The organism is Psychrobacillus sp. AK 1817 (assembly GCF_008807035.1).
GTDB lineage: Bacteria > Bacillota > Bacilli > Bacillales_A > Planococcaceae > Psychrobacillus > Psychrobacillus faecigallinarum.
Genome location: NZ_CP031739.1, coordinates 3,604,795 through 3,625,869, shown reverse-complemented (window position 1 = coordinate 3,625,869; position 21,075 = coordinate 3,604,795). Strand labels below are relative to the sequence as shown.

At 40.7% G+C, this 21,075-nt stretch carries 20 protein-coding genes, 1 tRNA gene and 1 other RNA gene; 5 read left to right on the top strand and 17 right to left on the bottom strand.

Going from position 1 to position 21,075, the window contains the following annotated elements; translation table 11 throughout:
* Positions 1-220: 220 nt before the first annotated feature.
* The 6 genes from D0S48_RS18165 to secG all read right to left on the bottom strand — a co-directional run bounded on the left by D0S48_RS18165 (position 221) and on the right by secG (position 5,963).
* Positions 221-1,189, bottom strand: a complete 969-nt coding sequence (locus D0S48_RS18165) for a tyrosine-type recombinase/integrase (protein WP_151113160.1) — start codon at positions 1,187-1,189, stop codon at positions 221-223.
* A gap of 150 nt (positions 1,190-1,339) precedes the next feature.
* Positions 1,340-1,694, bottom strand: a transfer-messenger RNA (tmRNA) gene (ssrA, locus tag D0S48_RS18160).
* A 273-nt stretch (positions 1,695-1,967) separates the two neighbouring features.
* Complete coding sequence (smpB, locus tag D0S48_RS18155) at positions 1,968-2,435, bottom strand: SsrA-binding protein SmpB (protein ID WP_144538776.1); 468 nt, start codon at positions 2,433-2,435, stop codon at positions 1,968-1,970.
* Between the two features lie 51 nt (positions 2,436-2,486).
* On the bottom strand, positions 2,487-4,799 hold the full coding sequence (rnr, locus tag D0S48_RS18150) for a ribonuclease R (RefSeq protein ID WP_151113158.1): 2,313 nt from the start codon (positions 4,797-4,799) through the stop codon (positions 2,487-2,489).
* A 43-nt stretch (positions 4,800-4,842) separates the two neighbouring features.
* The gene (locus D0S48_RS18145) at positions 4,843-5,589 is read right to left on the bottom strand and encodes an alpha/beta hydrolase (RefSeq protein ID WP_151113156.1); all 747 of its coding nucleotides are present in this window, start codon (positions 5,587-5,589) and stop codon (positions 4,843-4,845) included.
* 146 nt (positions 5,590-5,735) lie between these two features.
* Positions 5,736-5,963 (bottom strand): preprotein translocase subunit SecG, encoded by a 228-nt coding sequence (gene secG / locus D0S48_RS18140; RefSeq protein ID WP_144538782.1) that lies wholly within the window; start codon positions 5,961-5,963, stop codon positions 5,736-5,738.
* A gap of 196 nt (positions 5,964-6,159) precedes the next feature.
* On the opposite strand from secG, the gene D0S48_RS18135 reads away from it, so the two are divergent.
* Positions 6,160-7,674, top strand: a complete 1,515-nt coding sequence (locus D0S48_RS18135) for an MFS transporter (protein WP_151113154.1) — start codon at positions 6,160-6,162, stop codon at positions 7,672-7,674.
* 364 nt (positions 7,675-8,038) lie between these two features.
* On the opposite strand, the gene D0S48_RS18130 is transcribed toward D0S48_RS18135, so the two are convergent.
* The 8 genes from D0S48_RS18130 to D0S48_RS18095 form a co-directional block, all read right to left on the bottom strand.
* Entirely contained in the window at positions 8,039-8,311 is a 273-nt protein-coding gene (locus tag D0S48_RS18130) for a hypothetical protein (protein WP_191963828.1), read from the bottom strand.
* Between the two features lie 59 nt (positions 8,312-8,370).
* Entirely contained in the window at positions 8,371-9,663 is a 1,293-nt protein-coding gene (gene eno / locus D0S48_RS18125) for a phosphopyruvate hydratase (protein ID WP_151113150.1), read from the bottom strand.
* Positions 9,664-9,665: 2 nt separating this feature from the next.
* A complete protein-coding gene (gene gpmI / locus D0S48_RS18120) occupies positions 9,666-11,204 on the bottom strand; it encodes a 2,3-bisphosphoglycerate-independent phosphoglycerate mutase (RefSeq protein ID WP_151113148.1) in 1,539 nt (512 codons plus the stop codon).
* Positions 11,197-11,958, bottom strand: coding sequence for a triose-phosphate isomerase (gene tpiA, locus D0S48_RS18115; protein WP_144538790.1), 762 nt, complete (start codon positions 11,956-11,958; stop codon positions 11,197-11,199). Before tpiA ends, gpmI begins: the two co-directional genes overlap by 8 nt.
* 16 nt (positions 11,959-11,974) lie before the next feature.
* Positions 11,975-13,141 carry a phosphoglycerate kinase gene (pgk, locus tag D0S48_RS18110; RefSeq protein ID WP_370455763.1) on the bottom strand — a complete coding sequence of 389 codons (1,167 nt, stop codon included), beginning with the start codon at positions 13,139-13,141 and terminating at the stop codon, positions 11,975-11,977.
* A 179-nt stretch (positions 13,142-13,320) separates the two neighbouring features.
* Positions 13,321-14,328 (bottom strand): type I glyceraldehyde-3-phosphate dehydrogenase, encoded by a 1,008-nt coding sequence (gene gap / locus D0S48_RS18105; RefSeq protein ID WP_144538794.1) that lies wholly within the window; start codon positions 14,326-14,328, stop codon positions 13,321-13,323.
* A 12-nt stretch (positions 14,329-14,340) separates the two neighbouring features.
* On the bottom strand, positions 14,341-15,378 hold the full coding sequence (locus D0S48_RS18100; protein ID WP_144538796.1) for a sugar-binding transcriptional regulator: 1,038 nt from the start codon (positions 15,376-15,378) through the stop codon (positions 14,341-14,343).
* A 137-nt stretch (positions 15,379-15,515) separates the two neighbouring features.
* On the bottom strand, positions 15,516-15,749 hold the full coding sequence (locus D0S48_RS18095; protein ID WP_151113144.1) for a glutaredoxin family protein: 234 nt from the start codon (positions 15,747-15,749) through the stop codon (positions 15,516-15,518).
* A gap of 405 nt (positions 15,750-16,154) precedes the next feature.
* On the opposite strand from D0S48_RS18095, the gene D0S48_RS18090 reads away from it, so the two are divergent.
* Both D0S48_RS18090 and D0S48_RS18085 read left to right on the top strand, forming a co-directional pair.
* Positions 16,155-16,676, top strand: a complete 522-nt coding sequence (locus D0S48_RS18090; RefSeq protein WP_151113142.1) for an RNA polymerase sigma factor — start codon at positions 16,155-16,157, stop codon at positions 16,674-16,676.
* Positions 16,654-17,406, top strand: coding sequence for a hypothetical protein (locus D0S48_RS18085; RefSeq protein WP_151113140.1), 753 nt, complete (start codon positions 16,654-16,656; stop codon positions 17,404-17,406). The genes D0S48_RS18090 and D0S48_RS18085 overlap by 23 nt, the downstream gene beginning before the upstream one ends.
* 392 nt (positions 17,407-17,798) lie before the next feature.
* On the opposite strand, the gene D0S48_RS18080 is transcribed toward D0S48_RS18085, so the two are convergent.
* Positions 17,799-18,245 carry a GNAT family N-acetyltransferase gene (locus tag D0S48_RS18080; RefSeq protein WP_151113138.1) on the bottom strand — a complete coding sequence of 149 codons (447 nt, stop codon included), beginning with the start codon at positions 18,243-18,245 and terminating at the stop codon, positions 17,799-17,801.
* A 66-nt stretch (positions 18,246-18,311) separates the two neighbouring features.
* Complete coding sequence (locus tag D0S48_RS18075; RefSeq protein ID WP_191963827.1) at positions 18,312-18,971, bottom strand: TPM domain-containing protein; 660 nt, start codon at positions 18,969-18,971, stop codon at positions 18,312-18,314.
* A gap of 209 nt (positions 18,972-19,180) precedes the next feature.
* Between D0S48_RS18075 and D0S48_RS18070 the strand changes: the two genes are divergently transcribed.
* Positions 19,181-20,122, top strand: a complete 942-nt coding sequence (locus tag D0S48_RS18070) for a catalase family peroxidase (protein ID WP_151113134.1) — start codon at positions 19,181-19,183, stop codon at positions 20,120-20,122.
* A 98-nt stretch (positions 20,123-20,220) separates the two neighbouring features.
* Here the strand turns inward: D0S48_RS18070 and D0S48_RS18065 are convergent.
* Positions 20,221-20,292, bottom strand: a tRNA-Arg gene (locus tag D0S48_RS18065).
* 176 nt (positions 20,293-20,468) lie between these two features.
* On the opposite strand from D0S48_RS18065, the gene clpP reads away from it, so the two are divergent.
* A complete protein-coding gene (gene clpP, locus D0S48_RS18060; RefSeq protein WP_144538955.1) occupies positions 20,469-21,065 on the top strand; it encodes an ATP-dependent Clp endopeptidase proteolytic subunit ClpP in 597 nt (198 codons plus the stop codon).
* The last annotated feature ends 10 nt before the right edge of the window (positions 21,066-21,075 follow it).

Sequence of the window (21,075 nt, the reverse complement as noted above, 5' to 3'; positions counted from 1 at the left end):
TCCAATAGGCTCATGAGATGCTTATATCACCAATTTATGGAGTCGGATCTATAAATATCGTGTAGATTAAGTGTTGTAGGAAATAGTGTCTGGAATGAGACACTCTTTCCCAGTAAACATAAAAAAAGGGATGTCAAGCATCCCATTTTAAAGGGTTGATTAGTAATAAAGTTCCGAAGTGAAATCTCCAGTTGTCAAATCAAATGTACTGTTGCTATCATCACAGATAGTCCCTCAAACTAGTTGCTACCTCTTCGACATCCAAATCAAGATATTGTGTTGTTACTGCTAAATCACTATGTCCAAGTGCTTTAGAGATTATGGCAATGCTTGCTCCCGCATCTAATAACTTCTTTGCATACCCTCTGCGTATTGCGTGTGCATTAATGTTTTCTAAACCGAATCGTTTCGAATATTTATTAAGCTGTTTAGAAATAGCATTATTAGAGGTTTTACTATTATTAATCGGTAAGCCATTCTGCGTAATGATGATATTTGTATTCTCGGTTTTGTAATAGCTCCGAATCATATCGTTTTGCTTAATCAACACTTGATAAAGGTCGGCTAATTCTTGATCAATTGGCAGTTTTAAGAACTTATGATTCTTCAAAATAGATCCGTCTAAGTTTAAGGAAAGGTTTTCATAATCAATATGTCTTTCTTTTAACTCACCTAATGTTTGGATACGAATGCCAGTTTTATATAATGTAAGGATAGCTACTGTATCTCGAAAGCCAATAAAAGTGTTTTGGTCAATTAGTTCAATCAGCATCTCAATATCATTTGCCTTAGCATCCTTTTTGACTTTCTTATCAATTTTGATATTAATGGTACTCCAGAACTTCTGCTTCATCCAACCATTGTTATGAAACTTACTTAAAACAGCCTTAATTGATTTTAATCGAATTAATTTTGTCTGTTGAGCAACCTCAAGTGATCCTAAGTAATCGTAAATGCTATCGGCTGTAATATCCTCTACATATTCCAGTTTGTTGAACTGTACGAACTGATTAAAAATATAATCATAGCTTTCGATTGTCCTAATTCGATTTCCTGCGATTTTCATTTGCTGATAAATGGTTTCTAATGCGTGTGAAATTGTTATACCACTTCTTTTAACTACTTTTTTCTTTATTGTAATGTTAACATCTTCTGATTGAATGGAGAAAATACCATGTTTTCTGCCCATACAAAAAACCTCCTAATTTATATAAATTAGAAGGTCAATGTCGCAAATTCGATAGGGAGTTTATTAGGGAGTTACCTCCCTAGTTCAACACTCGTTCAAACTCCCTTATTGTGTAAACCGTTGATACCGCTACGTTTATAGTAGTTTTTAATATGGAGACGGCGGGATTTGAACCCGCGTCCAGAAACTCTAACACTTAAGCTTCTACGCGTGTATCTTACCTATTTGAAGTTTCGCGTAGCATTATGCCGATAAGCGGGCGTCCTGTACGCTAACTTGGAAATCTCTTGCTGACGGCTCAAGTGGCACTGCCAACCGTATCCCACTAAGAGTGAGCTCTACCTAGCCACATGGGCGATGGATAGATAAAGCAGATCCGAGCTTACGCTGCGAATGCTAAGTTGTTGTTTGTTTTGCCTGTTATTATAAGTTCCGTTTTTACAGAGCCGAGCCTCTGACGCGCAACTCAAGCTTAGACTATCCCTGTCGAATCCATAACGTCCCCGTTTATGGAATATTGTAAGCTTTTCAGACTGTTGACAAACGCTTTCATTCTTCGTTGCTTGCACTTCGTTGTCAGCTCATGAACCTAAGTTCAATTCGCTTCCGCCTCGTGCTGCGCGCCTTGACTGACAAGCGTTTTCAAGTCAGTCTGAAGGTGTCACTTAGATAAAAGGTTTGCATCTCAGTAAGAAGTTACAGTTATAACTATACATCAAATTAGGTCAAAATTCAAGTGATACATACTTCCACTAGACGGATAACGAGGAAGCTGCTATTATCGTTGGGCATCCTTGAATGCTCGCTCGATGTCGCGTTTTGCTTCTTTTTTCTTTAGTGTGTCGCGCTTGTCGTAATCCTTTTTCCCTTTACCGATGCCGATTAGGACCTTTGCGTAGCCGTTCTTTAAGTACATTTTGAGCGGTACGATTGTATAGCCCTCACGCTTTGTTTCTCCAATTAGTGAACTGATTTGCTTCTTGTGTAGCAATAGCTTACGAGAACGCAGCGGATCGTGGTTGAAGCGGTTCCCTTGCTCGTACGGACTGATGTGCATATTGGAGATCCATGCCTCGTTGTTGCGAATGCGCACGAATGCATCCTTTAGCTGTACCTTCCCGTTACGAATGGATTTGATTTCGGTTCCTTGTAGGACGATACCTGCCTCGATTGTTTCCTCGATAAAATAGTCATGATTGGCCTTCTTGTTCTGTGCTAGTGGCTTGTCGTCATGCTTTTTTGCCATTCTATTCACCCCTGTCTAAAGCTAGGTGGAGCGACCTAGGCCGCTCCCTCTTTATTTTTTCTTTGGTCGTTTGCGTTTTTGGGATTTCTTCGCAACGGACTCATAGAATTTCTTTTTCTGATTCGTTCCTTTTTTCGGCCCTGGCTGTGATTTGTCTTTTCTATCCTTGCCAGTGCCTTTTTTAGATGCATGGATAACCTTTGGACTTTCCTTACGTGTGCTGCGGCCAAAGGATTTCTTCATGCCAACAACCTCGAAGTCTACAGCGGCTTCCTCTGGTTTTACAGCTGAAACGCGAACCGTTACCTCGTCCCCGATACGGAACTGCTTGCCAGAACGCTCACCGATCATCATCATTTGACGGTCGTCAAAGCGATAGTAGTCGTCTGTCATGTTCGTCACATGGACAAGACCCTCGATTGTGTTTGGCAGCTCGATGAACATACCGAAGTTCGTAACCGAGCTAACGATACCCTCGAATTCCTCACCGATTTTATCCGCCATGTATTGCGCTTTTTTCAGTGCATCCGTGTCACGTTCAGCATCTACTGCACGACGCTCACGTTTCGACGTATGCTCTGCGATATCGTCGATGATTGCACCCCAATGGTTGATGGTTGCGGATGAAACATCCCCATTCACTAAGTACGTACGGATCAGACGATGTACGATTAAGTCAGGGTAACGACGGATCGGAGAAGTGAAATGCGTATAGAACTCGGTTGATAAACCAAAGTGTCCTAGGCATTCTCCGTAATATTTTGCCTGCTGTAGGGAGCGAAGAAGCATTGTTGAGATAACTGGCTCCTCTGGCATTCCCTCGATGCTTTCAATGATTTCTTGAAGTGCTTTCGGGTGAATGTCGTTGCCTGTACCTTTTACAACTAAACCGAAGTTCGTTAGGAAGCCGAAGAAGCGTTGAAGCTTTTCTGGCTTAGGATCTTCATGGATACGGTAAATGAACGGCACATCCATCCATTTAAAGTGCTCTGCAACGGTTTCATTGGCAGCTAGCATGAATTCCTCGATCAGCTTCTCAGCCACCGTACGCTCGCGAATAGCTACGTCTGTTGGCCAGCCGTCCTCGTCTACTAGAATTTTAGCTTCCGGGAAATCAAAGTCGATTGCACCGCGTTCCTCACGTTTCTTTCTAAGCACAGCTGCAAGCTCAGCCATGTTCTCGAACATTGGCACAAGGTCTTTATAGCGCTCGATTAAAGCTTCGTCTTTTTCTTCTAAAATTTTATAAACATCCGAGTATGTCATACGCTCGGTTGTGCGGATCACACTTTGGAAAATCTCATGGGATGTCACCATACCAGAGCCGTTGATGATCATTTCGCAGGAAAGCGTTAAACGATCGACCTTTGGGTTAAGCGAGCAAATACCATTCGATAGACGATGTGGAATCATTGGAATAACACGATCGGTTAAGTAAACGCTTGTTCCACGGTCGTATGCCTCGCGGTCAAGAGCAGATCCCTCTGTTACATAGTGGCTTACGTCCGCAATATGTACGCCAAGCTTATATGTACCGTCAGGCAATTTTGTTACTGTTACTGCATCATCCAAATCCTTCGCGTCTGCTCCGTCAATTGTGACGATAACCTCATCCCGAAGATCTCTGCGTCCTTCTAAATCACCTTCTGCGATTTGATCTGGAACAGCCTCTGCTTGATCGATTACCTCTTTCGGGAAGTCAATCGTAATCCCATGCTTGTAGATGATTGATAGAATATCAACACCTGGATCATTTTTATGTCCAAGGATTTTCGTGACAATCCCTGTTGCAGACTTTCTTTCATTTGGCCAATCGGTAATCTCTACAACTACCTTATGTCCATCCACTGCTCCTAGCGTGTCGCCTTTAGCGACAAATACGTCCATCGGTACTTTTTTGTCATCTGGTATAACGAATCCAAAGCCTTTATTGTCCTGGAACGTACCGACAACCTGAGAGATTCCGCGCTGAGTGATTTTAATGATCGTACCTTCTCTACGGTCTCCTGATGATTCTTTCGATACACGAACGAGCACCTTGTCACCGTTTACCGCCCCGTTAATTTCCGTAGGTGGAATAAAGATATCATCCATTCCAGCCTCTTCGGGTGTAACAAATCCAAAGCCCTTAGCATGACCGATGAAGCTCCCGACGATTAAATTCATGCGAGATGGGACACCATAACGATTAGATCTTGAGCGTACAACCGCTCCGCTGTCTTCCATGGAAACTAGTGTCTTTACTAGCTCCTTGAAGTCGTCAGCCTCGGTTAGTCCGAAATGGTCCTCTAATTCCTTGGTGGTCATCGGTTTATATTCTTCTGAGTTCATTAACTCCAGTAATTGTTCTTTCATATTCTCCATCTAAACATCCCTCCCTTTTCAGATTGTGCGGAATTGGTCTGTTTTACACATTCCAATCCAGCGATTCTAAAAAGTTTAATATATCTTCATGTAACGTTTCCTTTTCTGGTCCAAGCGTAATGACATGACCAGATTCCTCGTACCAGTTTATCTTTTTTTCAATCGATTCAGCCTGCTCATAAATATAATTTGCAGAATTTATGTCAATGACTGTATCAAGCTTCCCCTGTGTGACGAGAAGTGGCGCATAGATATGATCCACGTTGTCGCGGACCTCATAGACGAATTCTCGCAGCTCACCCAGTGTTTGCATCGGATTTTTGCGAATTTCCTCTACTTCTTCTTCTATTTGCTGCTCGCTTTTACCTTCATATTTCTTATATTCCTTCGCGTATTTTACGACGCCCTCAAACATGACGTCGGTCGTTTTCATCGTCATTGGAGAGCACATAGTTACTATTCCCTTTACAGGTACTGTATACCCCAATTTCAACGAAAATACGCCTCCGAGAGACAATCCAGCAACGGCAATTTCGTCATAGCCAGCTGCCTTTAACCGGTCGTATGCCTTCATAACATCCTTCCACCAGTCCTTTGGGCCAGTTTCTAGCAACTCCTCCGGTGGTACACCATGTCCCTTATAATGTGGAGCCAAGGAAGTGTAACCATTTTTTTCTAAAAATCGACCAAGCATCCGCACGTCGGACGAATTGCCGGTAAAACCATGTAATAATAATACTGCTCGCTTTCCTGCCTCAAAGAAAAACGGCTTTGGTGTAGTGATACGCATTCCAATAAAACCTCCTATATCCAAAAACAGCATTTCTTTTCTACTATATATATATCTTACCATTATTAATTTTATCTTATGTATGCCCAAATATAAAAGAAAACGCCTAACCAAATGAAAGTATGGTTAGGCGTATACATTCGTTTTTAAAATTTAGTAACAGCTATCGTCAAAATGAAGAATAATACTGCAAGTACGACAGTCGCTCTATGTAAGATTAAATCCATACCACGAGCTTTCTGTTTTCCAAAGAGTTGTTCAGCTCCTCCGGAGATGGCTCCTGAAAGTCCAGCACTTTTACCTGACTGCAATAATACTACTACAATCAAAGCAAGTGAGACGATGATTAATAATGTCATTAATAATGTATTCATTGTTACACCTCCTGATTAGAACTTCACAACACTTATAATTTTACCAAATTTAAATAGAACTGACAACAGTCTATAAACTTTAAAGTAGTTATCTAAATAATATCATATATTTTCTCATAATCTAGCGGTAAAATGAAATAGGAAAGATTTAATGGTTTATTTTGTAAAAATACATAATGAATAGGAAAGATTGATTGTGAACAAAAAATTATTTGCAATGACCACCATCATCCTTTTAGCGTTAATCGCTACCGTCTATTGGTTTACATTAAAGGAAGAAACGAAACTACCATCAGATAATTGGAGCAGAACTTTTTCGGTCGATATCCCTACATCTAATTATTCGAATTTTCAAGTATTAGATAAGGAGAATAGCTACATACTTGCTCTTAGAAATTTCAAGCAGCAAACCATCGTCTCCTGTGATTTGGACTTAAAATGTAAGGAAGCTCGCAGCTTGGCCTTAACTAGTACAAGCACTAACGCCTGGAGTGATGAAACGGACTCTTATTATATTAAAAATTATTCCTTACTTCATTTCAACACAAAGAACGACATCCAGGAAATTGCCCCAAACGTCGAGGATTTCGTAAAATCGGACGATACGTTAGTCTACTGGACGAAGGACCGTCAATTGACAGTTTTGAAGGATGGCCAAGAGCAAGCTTATGGGATGGATGAGCCTATCTATGATGTTAAAATTTTTGATAATAACATCTTTGCTATAACAAAGGATACTCAGGGAGACCGCTTTAGCGTATACACTCTAACGAACGAGCCTAACCAATTATTCAAGTTCACTAGTACAGCAAGCTTAGTATCCTCCTTAAATATTATTGAGCATTCAAAAGAGGAGTACTTGCTGCTAATGGATGCAACCATTGTTTCTGGCGGTGCAAAATCGAAGGTGATCCAACAGGCATCTTTTAATCTTTCGCCAAATCAAACCATTCAGCTGACTAAGCTAAAATTTGAGCATGAAGAGGACGGTCGCACATTAGATGACATTACCCAGCCAACTGTACTTCAGCAGGACGGACAAACGTTAATAGCCTTTACCGCAACCTATGCCGGCAATAAAAACCAAGTGTTCATGGGGCCGCTAACTAATGGCACGATTCAGGCTACATTGTTGTCCAAATCAGGTATCAGATACGAGCGCCCTGTCATATTAGACAAGCAGACCGTTGCCTTTTTAGAGATGAATGGTTCTCAAAGGGAATTAGTTTACACCTCCTCTGACCCAATCCAAATAGAAGAGAGCAAACAAATTTCCAAGGAGGACTACAAGCAAGCAGCCTACACCCAGTTTAGTAAATCCTTTAACGGCTTAATGCTAGTACTGTTTGCCTTTGCATGGATCATCCTTGCATTTGGGATTTCCTATTTGAGCACAGTTATTTTAAACCGATTTAAATATGAAAAAACCTACCTTTTAGGATTTGTTATCCATGTCGTCTCGCTTTTAGCGTTGCAAATCTTTTTCTTATATCGCTTTACGAAGGTGGAAACGATCATTGCAAATGTTCCATTCATTACGGAGAGCTGGCATTTTGTTGGTTTATTAGTCGTAGGAGCTGTTATATCGGTCGTTCCATTATTCCTTGCCCGCTATAACCCAGAAGAGGAAGATTACACGTATATGATTTTATATGCGACCTTTATGAATTTAGCCGTCCTGTTTTTCTTGGTCGGCCCGTATATATTTTAATAGAAAAGAGAGCAGGCGATGTACCTGCTCTCTTTTTTTGAAACTCGTTAGCAAATTATGATGGGCCTGCAAGAGTTTCGTGATTTCTTCAATGTTTATGCTCGTCTCCGCAAGGTTTCACTCCATCTGTGCAAGGTTTTATTCTATCTCCGCAATGTTGCACGCAATCTGTGCAAGGTTCCGCTCCGTCTCTGCAACGTTCCGCATTTCCCTGATGTTCACCACCTTTTGTGCAACACCTTGCTTCATCTCTGCAACACTTCTATCCTTTTACGCAACACTTCTCCCTATTTCTCGCAACTCTTTTATTTCCCACAATGGTTCCTCTCTTTCTCGCAACACTTTGCCCATTCTCTGCAACTCTTCACCCCGTCTCTGCAACACTTACCTTATTTCCCGCAACTCTTTTATTTCCCGTAACGCTTCCTCTCTTTCTCGCAACACTTTGCTCCTTCTCTGCAACACTTCTCCCAATCTCTGCAACACTTACCCTATTTCCCACAACTCTTTTATTTCCCGCAATGGTTCCTCTCTTTCGCGCAACACTTTGCCCCATCTCTACAACACTTTGCCCATTTTCTGCAACACTTCTCCCTATCTCTGCAACACTTCCCAAGCTCCATGCAGCACTCCGCACAAATCTCCCCACAAAAAAACTACTTAACACAAAAGTGTTAAGTAGTTATCTACCATTATTTATTTCAGGTTATAGAATGTTTTTTTGCCTAGGTATTGAGCTGTGTTGTATAGTTGGTCCTCGATACGTAGTAGTTGGTTGTATTTTGCTACGCGGTCGGAGCGGGATGGTGCTCCTGTTTTGATTTGGCCTGCGTTTGTTGCTACTGCTAGGTCAGCGATTGTTACGTCCTCGGATTCACCAGAGCGGTGGGAGATGACTGCTGTGTAGCCAGCGCGTTTTGCCATTTCGATTGCGTCAAATGTTTCTGTAAGTGTACCGATTTGGTTAACTTTTACTAGGATTGAGTTGCTTACGCCTTGCTCGATTCCTTGTGCTAGTTTTTTCGTGTTAGTTACGAATAGATCGTCTCCAACTAGCTGAACTTTTTTGCCAAGTCTTTCTGTTAGAAGCTTGTGGCCAGCCCAGTCGTTTTCGTCTAATCCGTCTTCGATTGAGATGATTGGGTATTTATTGCAAAGCTCTTCGTACCAATCAACCATTTCCTCTGAAGTTTTGACTACGCCTTCACCAGTTAGGTGGTATTTGCCGTCTTCTTTGTTGAATAGCTCAGAAGATGCTACATCCATTGCTAGAAGGATTTCTTCACCTGGTTTGTAGCCAGCTTTTTCGATTGCGGTCATGATTGTAGAAAGTGCTTCTTCGTTTGATTTTAAGTTTGGTGCGAATCCGCCTTCATCACCAACAGCTGTGTTTAAGCCAGCATCTTTTAATACTGATTTTAGGCTGTGGAAGATTTCTGCGCCCATGCGTAAAGCATGACGGAATGATTCTGCTCCTACTGGCATGATCATGAATTCTTGGATGTCTACGTTGTTGTCAGCATGCTCGCCGCCGTTTACGATATTCATCATCGGAACTGGAAGTTGTTTTGCGTTAAACCCGCCTAGGTATTGATATAAAGGTACATCTAAATAGTCAGCTGCAGCGTGTGCTACTGCGATAGAAACTCCTAGAATAGCGTTCGCTCCTAGGTTACCTTTGTTTTCAGTACCGTCTAGCTCGATCATTGCATGGTCGATTTCAACTTGGTCTAACACTGAGAAATTTTCTTCTAATTCTGCCGCGATTACGTTGTTCACGTTTTCTACCGCTTTTAATACACCTTTTCCAAGGTATCTTGACTTGTCGCCATCGCGAAGTTCTACTGCTTCGTATTCACCAGTAGATGCACCAGATGGTACGATTGCGCGGCCATATGCTCCGCTTTCTGTGAATACTTCTACTTCAACTGTTGGGTTTCCGCGTGAATCTAATACCTCACGAGCTTGAATTTGTGTAATAATTGGCATTTTCAACTCTCCGTTTCGATTAATGTTTTACCTGTCATTTCAGGCGGTGCTTCTATACCTAATAAGTGTAACATGGTTGGAGCCAAATCGGCTAAAATTCCGTCTGTTCTAAGTGTTGCTCCCTTTTCAGTCACAATAACTGGTACAGGATTGGTCGTGTGAGCTGTCATCGGGTTACCCTCGATTGTGACTACCTCATCGGAATTTCCGTGGTCAGCGGTAATAATTGCCTGGCCGCCTTTTGCTAAAATTGCATCTACCACCTTGCCAAGGCAAGTATCCACTGCCTCGATTGCCTTCACGGTTGGCTCTAGCATTCCGCTATGACCTACCATATCCGGATTTGCAAAGTTTAAGATGATCGCATCAAATTTGTCTAATGCAATTTCTCCTACTAAAGCGTCGGTTACTTCATAAGCGCTCATTTCTGGCTTAAGGTCATACGTTGCCACCTTAGGAGAATTAATGAGAATTCGTTGTTCTCCAGGGAATGGCTCCTCTCGACCACCACTCATAAAAAATGTCACATGCGGATATTTTTCGGTTTCGGCTATACGAAGCTGTCTTTTATCGCGAGCTGCAAGAACCTCACCGATCGTGTTAGATAAATTTACTTTTTCAAATACTACATCCGCTACTACTTCATCGCTATAATGAGTGAATGTCACGAATTTAAGGTTCTTCGGATGCTTTTCGCTTAATGGGAAGCTATCGAACGATGGAGTATTTAACGCCATCGATAACTGAATTGCACGGTCAGGACGGAAATTAAAGAAGATGACTGCATCACCAGTATCTATAGTAGTAGCCGGCTGTCCATTTTTCTCAATGACAAATGGCACGACGAATTCATCTGCAATATCCTCCTCATAAGAGTTAAGTACTCCCTGAGTTGCTGTTTCAGCCGTTTTACCGACTCCATCTACCATCGCCTTATAGGCAAGGACAACACGATCCCAACGGCGATCACGATCCATTGCATAGTAGCGGCCACTAATAGATGCGAACTGGCCTATACCAATATCCTTCATTTGTTTTTCTGCTTTCTCTACGTATGCTACCGCTGTGCGTGGACCAACATCACGTCCATCTAAGAAGCCATGTACGAAAACATCGTTCAGCCCCTGTGCTTTAGCAAGCTTCAATAAAGCAAATAAATGTGAATAATGACTATGAACTCCACCATCAGATAGAAGGCCCATAAGATGTAGCTTTCCACCCGTTTGCTTCACATGCTCAATCGCAGCTAAAAGCTTTTGCTCTTTAAAGAATTCCTCATCACGAATAGATTTATGAATTCGTGTAAGGTTTTGATAAACAATTCTTCCGGCACCGATATTTAAATGGCCAACCTCTGAGTTACCCATCTGTCCATCTGGCAAGCCAACTGCCTCCCCAGAAGCGATCAAGGTTGCGTTCGGGAATTCGTTCCAATATCGATCGAAGTTTGGTTTTTTCGCATGAAAAACTGCATTACCATAAGTTTCAGGTCTTAGTCCGAAACCGTCTAAAATGATTAATGCAACTGGACTTTTAGACATTTGCACCAGCCTCCAGTAGTTTCACAAACGAATCTACCTGTAAGCTCGCCCCGCCTACTAATGCACCATCAATATCTTCCTTAGAAAGCAATTCCTCAATGTTTTCAGGCTTCACACTGCCACCGTATTGGATACGGACTGCACTTGCAACTTCTTCTCCAAAGCCATCTAAAATCGTTTCACGGATTGCACGACATACATCGTTTGCATCATCAGCCGTAGCTGTTTTACCAGTTCCGATTGCCCAGATTGGCTCGTAGGCGATAATTGTGTTTTTCACTTGTTCTTCTGTAAGACCTTCTAACGCTGCTGTTGTTTGAGCAGAAACAATACTTTCTGTTTCGTTGCTCTCACGCTGCTCCAACGACTCTCCAACACAGATGATTGGCGTTAGGTTATTTTCAAATGCAGCCTTTGCTTTTTTGTTGACTGATTCGTCGGTTTCGTTAAAATATTGGCGTCTTTCGGAGTGACCAATTACAACATAGCTTACGCCTAAATCTTGTAATTGTTGACCGCTCACTTCACCAGTGAACGCTCCTTCCTTTTCTTCATGCATGTTTTGTGCACCAATCGAAATGAAAGATCCCTTAGTCTCGTTAACTAATGACTCTAAAAATAGAGCAGGCGCACAGATGACTGCCTCTACATTCGTGGTGTCTAGTTGCTTTGCTTTTAATTCGTTAGCAAATTGCTTTGCCTCAGAAAGCGTTTTGTACATTTTCCAGTTTCCTGCGATTACTTGTTTACGCATATAAAATCTCCTCCATTTACTTATCGTTTAGTGCCGATACGCCTGGTAAGTCCTTACCTTCCATAAACTCTAAGGAAGCTCCTCCACCAGTTGATATATGGTCCATTTTATCTGCTACATCAAATTTCTCTACAGCTGCAGCTGAGTCTCCTCCGCCAATGATTGTATACCCAGAGGTTTCCGCCATTGCATTGGCAACACCCTTCGTTCCGTTTGCAAAAGCATCCATTTCAAACACACCCATTGGTCCGTTCCAAATAATTAGCTTGCTGTCTTTAATGACTTGATCGTAAAGCTTTACGGTTTCAGGACCAATGTCTAAGCCCATCCAGTCTGAAGGGATTTGGTCGATTGACACGACCTTCGTATTTGCATCCTTGGAGAACTCGTCTGCAACAACCACATCGATTGGCAAATAGAAGTTCACGCCTTTTTCCTTCGCTTTTTCAAGGAAGGACTTAGCTAAATCGATTTTGTCCTCCTCTAAAAGAGAAGTTCCAATCTCATGGCCTTGTGCCTTCGTAAATGTATAAGACAGTCCACCACCGATTAGGATGTTGTCTACCTTGTCCAATAAATGATCGATGACACCGATTTTATCCTTTACCTTCGCTCCACCAATGATAGCTGTGAAAGGTCGTTCAGGAGTAGTTAAAGCTTTTCCTAATACATCTAATTCTTTTTGCATCAACAATCCAGAAACTGCTGGAAGTAGCTTAGCAATACCTTCTGTTGTCGCATGTGCGCGGTGAGCAGCACCAAATGCGTCATTTACATATACATCCGCTAACGAAGCAAACGCTTTTGCTAGCTCTGGATCGTTTTTCTCTTCTCCAGCGTGGAAGCGGACGTTTTCTAAAAGAACAACGTCTCCCTCGTTCATTTTAGAGATAGTATGTTCCACTTTTTCTCCAATTGATTTATCTAATTTAGTGACAGGCTTATTCAATAGCTTTGCTAAATGCTCGCCAACCTTTGTCAAACGTAGCTCTTCCTTTACTTCCCCTTTTGGGCGACCCATATGGCTTGCAAGAATCACTTTAGCTCCTTGCTCGATTAAGTGTTGGATCGTAGGTAGTGCTGCACGAATACGAGTATCATCTGTAATTGCACCGTCTTCCATTGGTACATTGAAGTCTACTCGACAAAAGACGCGTTTTCCCTTTAACGTTACATCGCTCATTGTTTGTTTTTCCTTCATAAAATAAGCCTCCTTATGTAATTGAATTGCCTACTTAAAAAAAGAAGGAGCAAAAGGGGTAACCTTTGCTCCTTTACCCTCTTTTATTATAGAGGTTATTATACTTTAACGCTATTCAAAAACTAATGTTCCTCGGCTTTTGAAAGGCTTAGTGCTTTAAATTATAACCCTTTTTTTGCCATTAATAATGCAAGGTCGATACAACGTGCAGAGTAGCCTGATTCGTTGTCATACCATGCTAATACTTTTACAAGATTGTCTCCTAATACCATAGTAGATTGTCCGTCTACAGTTGAAGAAGCAGTGTTACCATTGTAGTCGATTGATACTAATGGAAGCTCATTGTATTCAAGAATTCCTTTTAGTTCATTTTCAGAAGCTTCACGAAGCACTTTGTTTAACTCTTCTACAGTTACTTCTTTGTCTAGCTCTGCTACAAAGTCGACTAGTGATACGTTTGGTGTTGGTACACGAACAGCCATACCATCTAATTTTCCTTTTAGCTCTGGAAGAACCTTCGCTACTGCAGCTGCTGCTCCAGTTGTTGTTGGAATCATAGACTCAGATGCTGCACGAGCACGACGGTAGTCGCTATGTGGTAAATCTAAGATACGTTGGTCATTTGTGAATGAGTGAATTGTTGTCATCATCCCACGTTTGATACCAAAGTTATCTTGTAATACTTTCGCTACTGGTGACAAGCAGTTTGTTGTACAAGAAGCGTTGGAAACTACATGATCTGTTTCTGGGTTATATTTTTCTTCATTTACACCCATAACGAATGTCGGCATATTGTCTTTCGCTGGAGCAGAAAGAATAACTTTTTTAGCTCCTGCTTCTAAATGCTTGCCTGCTTTTTCTACTGTGCTGAATACGCCAGTAGATTCGATTACGATGTCTACTCCTAGGTCTTTCCAAGGAAGTACTGAAGGATCCTTTTCTGCGAATACTTGAATGTTTTTCCCGTTAACTACTAGGTATTCACCCTCTGAAGTGATGTCCGCATTAGAGATACCGTGTACAGAATCATATTTCAATAAATGAGCAAGCATCGCTGCATCTGTTAAGTCATTGATTGCTACTACTTCTAAATCCTTTTGCTCTAAAGCTTCTCTGAAAACCTTACGTCCGATACGTCCAAATCCGTTAATAGCTAATTTTACTGTCATTATAAATTCCTCCTAAATGTTTTTTGGAATTACTTTCATCATTTCGTTTGCTGCACCTTCATCTGTTACTAAGACAGTTTGCAATGGTGCCTGCTTGAAATAAGAAATAAGTGCATTTGCTTTTTTTGCCCCGCCTGCAACCGCAAGTAGATGCTCTATATGTTGAAGCTGGTTTAACTGAACGCCAATTGTTCGAATATGGTGAACTGCTTCACCCTGGTTGTTGAAATAATAGCCAAACGACTCACTGACCGCTCCTCTACTTCTCAGAAGCTCAATCTCCTCGTCACTAGAATTTCTTCTTTTGGCCATTTCTAAAGCATCGCCTATTCCATGAATAATGATGTTCGTCCTTTCATAAAGGTCCATCATTTCTTGAATAAAAGGCTCTTTCTTCATCGTCATATATGCTTCCTCACTTAAGCGGTCAGGTATATATAACGTGCGGTAGGATCCATTCATCTTACTAGCAAACAAAGACGCTATTGTATTTGCTTGTAGCCGGACATCCTTCCCTACCCCTCCTCTAGCTGCAATAAACAACAAGTCCTTCCATCTGGACGACTCCGTCATTGCATGGGAGATGGATGCAATCGTTGACCCACCGGTAACTGCGATAATGTGTTCATTCAGTAAAATACTTTCTAAATACTTTGCAGCCTCCTGCGATAAAAGCATAGATGTATTTGTATCATTATCTACATTTCCCGGAACTATAATCACATCTTTTATATTTAAATATTTTTTTAACATTAGCTCCATCTGCGATCGACCCGACCACAAACGAACTACTTCTTTTAACTCTGTTAATACTTCATTGCCCTCAGCTGTAATCGAAGCTCCCTCACGAGAAACCTCTATCAAGCCTTGAGTCCTTAAAGCGTCCAATTCCTTACGAGTTTCACGCTCGGTTAAGCTTAGCTGTTCACCTAGAACTCTTCGGCCAATACCTTTGGTCAGCTGGATTGTTTGGAGAATACGATACCTCTTCTGAAGCAGGTCACTCATCTCTGGCATAAGCTTTAGTTGCGCACCTAGAAAAGAATCCATTTGTCACATCCCAACCTTATTGGTGACGTTTTTGTCCCACTTACGCCAAAAATGTCCCATCTACTCAAAAAAAATTTAATTTCTATAATCATAATACTTTAATATATTCAAAATAGCAATATTTGTGTTTGGAAGCATCAATTTTCTAATGCTTCCATCAGCGTCACATAGTCTACATTCCCATACTGTATGATTTCCCCTTGATATTCCACAACGGGAATCATGAGCATATACTTTTCATGCAGCTGATCATCCTCTTCTATATTATGCTCTTCTATTTGAAATGGCACGTCCTCTTGGACTAGCTTCAGCATCATTCTCGCATCATCACACAAATGACACCCCGGTCTTGTATAGAAATGGACTAACATTTTCTATACCTCCTTCCAATAACATTTACCTTCACTCATTATAATCCTTTTAGATATCAAAAGCGTGTGTAAAGTTATGCGTACAAATTATTCCTTAATAGGTAAGATGGAAGTAGATTGATTTTCGCTTTAGGCGAACGCTTTCCGCGGGGTGAGCGATAAGCCATCACCGTCACTTTCGCGTCGGTTGTGATGTCTTATTTGACTCACTCATCCCACTGGAGTCGTCGCCTGTCGCATCAATCAAATAAATAAATAAATAAATAACTAGATTGCATGTATTGACTTCAAATTAATTCGTCACTTCGCAAAAGTCTACTTGGAAGAATCATTTACCTTTATCTTTATTTATAAACGATACTTTTTAAAGGTTCCTTCGTCTATTGCTTTAAGGGAGGTCAGAAAATGGAAATGGAACAGCTATATAGAGACCACAGCGACCGGGTTTACGGCTACATTTACTTGCTTGTCCGCCATAAGGAATGTGCGGAGGATCTAACACAAGAAACATTTTATAAAGCATTTAAAGGAGTTGATTCCTTTAATAAGCAGGCTTCTACCGCTACATGGATATTAAAGATAGCTCGCAATGTTACCTATGATTATTTTAGAAGAAAAAGAGTGATTCAATTTTTTTCATTTGAAAAAGAGCATGATTTAGAAACTAGGGCACTTACACCCGAAGGTAGCTTTGAACAAAAAGAACAGCTTACGAGAATGTACGACTCCTTACGATTGCTAAAAAAAGACTATCAAGAGGTTATCATCCTGCGAAAGGTTCAGGAGTGCTCGATCCAGGAAACCGCCTTCATACTTGGATGGACCGAGGCAAAGGTAAAGATGAAAATGTTGCGTGCACTTGAGGCACTAAAAAAGGAATTTCACCAAAAAGGAGGCTATGCAGATGGAACCGTTAAAGGAATTTGATGAGCTTTTCGCGGATATGAAGAATGTCGAGCGTTCTAATGAAGCAAGACGCAACACATGGCTAGCAGTGAAGGAACGAATAGAAAAGAAAAAACGAAGAGTATTTCCAGCCATCATTTCATTAGCAATAGTTGCGATAGCCTCCTTTCTAATCATTACGTATCTCATGCCCTCCGAACCAGAGCAAACAGCTGAGTCTCTCACTAATGAAGAAGTTATTATGGCGGTACTTGAAAGAGAATACAATGGACCAGATGAGGAGCTTGAACGTTTAATGCAGGAGTGGTTTGATCTGCAAAGCAAAACAAGCGCGGAGAGCCAAGAAGAGTACGACAAACTATTAGATTCAAAGGAATACAAAGACTATATGAATTATTATTATTCTAGCTTTAGTGAATACTTTACGGAAAATGAGTTGAAACAAGCTATTAATACTGTCATGGTCTTCAAATATAATCATTTTCTATTGGATAACGACATTTCCATACATTTAGAGAAAGTTCAAATTGAACAGGAAAAGGATCATCCAAATATTTATCGTCCTATCGTTGAAATTTCCTTAACAAACAGCCAGGGACAGAAAATTTCTCATACGTTAAAAGAAGAATTTATCTTTTCGAAAACAGAACCCGGAAAAATAGGGAGATACAACGGCACAGGCGATGTAGATGGCATACCTTTACGTGATAAAATAGAGAATTTCGAAGCCTATGTAAACACCGACAAGTAGTTCAATGAAATTGCAGAAAAAGATTAGGAGAAAACCAACTCTTTGTTGGTTTTTTTGTTGTCGGGAGCTGTTTTACGATAATGTTGCTCTAGATTACTACAATCGCCTGATGTTTTACGACAATCACAGCCTAGTTTACTACAATGTCTTCGTGTTTTACGACAATCCATTTTCTCAATCAGTCTTCTCTCGGGTTTTACTACAATCTCTTCACTTTTTACTACAATCACGGCCTAGTTTACTACAATCTCCTGGTGTTTTACTACAATCCATTTTCTCAATCAGCCTTCTCTCCGTTTTTAGTACAATCGGAGCCTAGCTTACTACAATTACCCCATGTTTTACGACAATCCACTCAACAAAAAAAGAAGAGCCCTCGCTCTCCCCTTGTCCTAGACCTTTAGCATAAACTCCGCTTCGCCCTCATTAAGCTTGCCTGTTTTTTGGAAGCCGAGGCTTTCGTATAGCTTGATGGCTGCTTCGTTATCTGGCTCGGTTGATAAATAGATGCTTTCACAACCATCAAGCTGCTTTATTTCGTTCAAGATTAGCTCAATTGCTTTTCTGCCATAGCCTTTACCTTGGCTCTGATGATCGATCATAAATCTGCATAGCCAGTAGTTTGAAGTTTCCTCATCTAACCCGTACATCGTAAAGCCAATAAGCTTGTCCTCAACCTCTATCCCTCTTGTAATCCAACCAGTTTCATAGACCGATTGAACGATGGATAATGCATTGGATGCTACAAATTTTTCGACTATAGTTGCTTTGCCATCCTCGTTAGTTGATAGAAAGACAATTTTACGCCAGTTATTCTTGTTTATCTCTACTAGTTTCATCTCTACATCCCCTCTCTTTTTATATTTTATCAGAATAATAAAAAATTGGATATGCAGTATAGATTACTATTTGCGCTCGTGACCCCTGTTCCTATTTATCATCCTATAAAGGAGAAAGATTACTAGTGCAATTACCACAACAGTAGGAATAAACAACTGATTAGCGTTGTTAGTAGTATAAACTTGTGGCTGTATAGTCCCCTCTTTCAAACCATATTCTCGTATTACTTCATTGTATAAAGCCTGGTATGTGGAAAGAACTGCCTCGTCGATAAAACCTTGGTTCAAATAAGGCATAGTATATTGTTCAATTATACGGTCTACTTTTTCGTACGACATCGCTTCCTCTAAATCGCGCTCTACTGTTATTTCAACTGTCGGCCCTCCTTGATTAATAGGATCCGTCTCAATCAAAATAACAATGCCATTTTTCTTTCTAACACTTCCTATTTTATTTTCACGTATGACCTCCATATTGAATTGTTCTGCTGACTGATCACCTATATTATCGATAATCATGACAACCATTTGAGCAGTGGTTCCTTGTTTCAATCTGTTTCCTAATTGCTCTATTTCAAGATTAGTTTCATCAGCTAGATAACCTTCTAAATCTACTAAATAGGAATCTCTAGGAACATTAGGAATGTTAGATGCAGCTCCTGTCGTTAACGGAAATAATAGAGAAACTAATATTATACTAACTAGCAACTGTATAGTTCTTTTCAATAGCACCTATCTCCCTTCAAATTTAACTCTCACCCTTTTATCTATTTAAAGCCTCTATTTTACTTTATTCCAAATATTCAAGACTCATTCATTATATGCGAAAACTATCTTATTAATTTTCAAAGGGAGATGTCTTCCCGTTTTGTGGGTTTAATATAGGAAAAGAGTGGTAATGATGAATAGACTGCAATAAATAAGGAGGTAAAAACATGGAACAAATACATAAAGAGGATTTAACTCCAAAGGAAGCGGTAGATGCACTCGAACAAATTCAAGGGAAATTCCCTGGAGCAAGAAGAGCCCATGCAAAGGGAGATATGTATGAAGCGGTATTTCATCCGAATGGCAATGCGGTACCTTACACTGTAGCGCCTCACCTTCATAGAGAAGCCGTCTCCGCTACCGTCCGTTTTTCCAATAGCCCGCCTAATCCTGCTTCGATAGATTATCTTACCCCGGCAAAAGGACTGGCTGTTCAATTTCAGCTAGCAGATGGCAGTATCACCAATTTAGTGAGTGCTACTGTGCCTATGTTTGTCACTAGCAGCCCTAGAGAATTTATAGATATGATTGAAATATTCACGGATGAAAAAACAGGTATCAAAACTATTGATAGAGGCCTTGCCATGGTAGAGCTGCTCTCTAAAAAATATCCACATAGCAAAAACGTTATTCAAATCATTAAAGAGCAGGCAAAACAGCCGCCAATAAGCTACGCAGAGCTCCATTATTATCCTATACATGCCTTCTATTTCGTCAATAAAGACGGTGTTCGCCAGGCGATTAAATATGAATGGGTTCCTGTTAATGAAACAAAGGACCCTGCTTTGACAAGTAAATCTCTTTCAGCTAATTATTTGACCGAGGAGCTAGATAACAGATTAAACCAGGCACCGGTCGAGTTTGACCTCGTTATCCGCTTAGCGGAGGATGGCGATAATCCAAACGATGCTACAGATATGTGGCCAGAGGAAAGAAGAAAAGTGAATATTGGTCGTTTGGAAATCAAAAATAAAATACATCATAAGGAAGACATTGTTTTTGATCCAACGATTGTACCGGAGGGCATAGAGCTAACAGATGATCCTATACTACACTTTCGTAGTGGCGCATATGCTGAATCATATGAAAGGAGAAGTAAAAATGAGTAAGGAAAATGCAGGGCATTAAAGCTCGACAAAGCATATACTTTCATATCTTGTAAATAAAAAAACACTCGAAGAATTCGAGTGTTTCTAAATGTTATGGACGCCCCTGGAGGGAATCGAACCCCCATCTCAAGAACCGGAATCTTACGTCATATCCATTAAACTACAGGGGCAAGCGACCTTTCTATTATACAAATGGAATAGGAATAATTCAAGTCAACATTTCTAAGCTTAATATTTGACCTTCCTTGACCATTCCATGTATGATAAAGTTACAACTGAGGTAGAATTTCTCAGTACACAAATAAAAATAAAAAAATATAACCACCTTTGAAGGAGGCAATCCAGGATGAATTTAATTCCTACAGTTATTGAACAAACAAATCGCGGTGAGCGTGCCTATGACATCTATTCAAGATTGTTAAAAGACCGCATCATCATGCTTGGTAGTGCGATTGATGACAACGTGTCAAACTCTATCGTTGCTCAGCTTTTATTCCTAGAAGCGGAAGATCCAGAAAAGGATATCTCCATCTACATCAATAGCCCAGGCGGAAGTATTACTGCTGGTATGGCTATCTACGATACAATGCAATTCATCAAACCAGACGTACAAACTATTTGTATCGGTATGGCAGCATCAATGGGTGCTTTCTTACTTACTGCTGGAACAAAAGGCAAACGCTATGCACTTCCAAACGCAGAGGTAATGATTCACCAACCACTTGGTGGAGCTCAAGGGCAAGCAACAGAAATCGAGATCGCTGCAAAACGCATCTTGTTCTTACGCGATAAATTAAACCACATTATGTCTGAACGTACTGGTCAGCCACTTGAAGTCGTTTCAAGAGACACAGACCGCGATAACTTCATGACAGCAGAACGTGCAAAAGAATACGGTCTAATCGATCATATTATCGCACGCAGCGAAATGAAAAAAGACTAATAATACAATA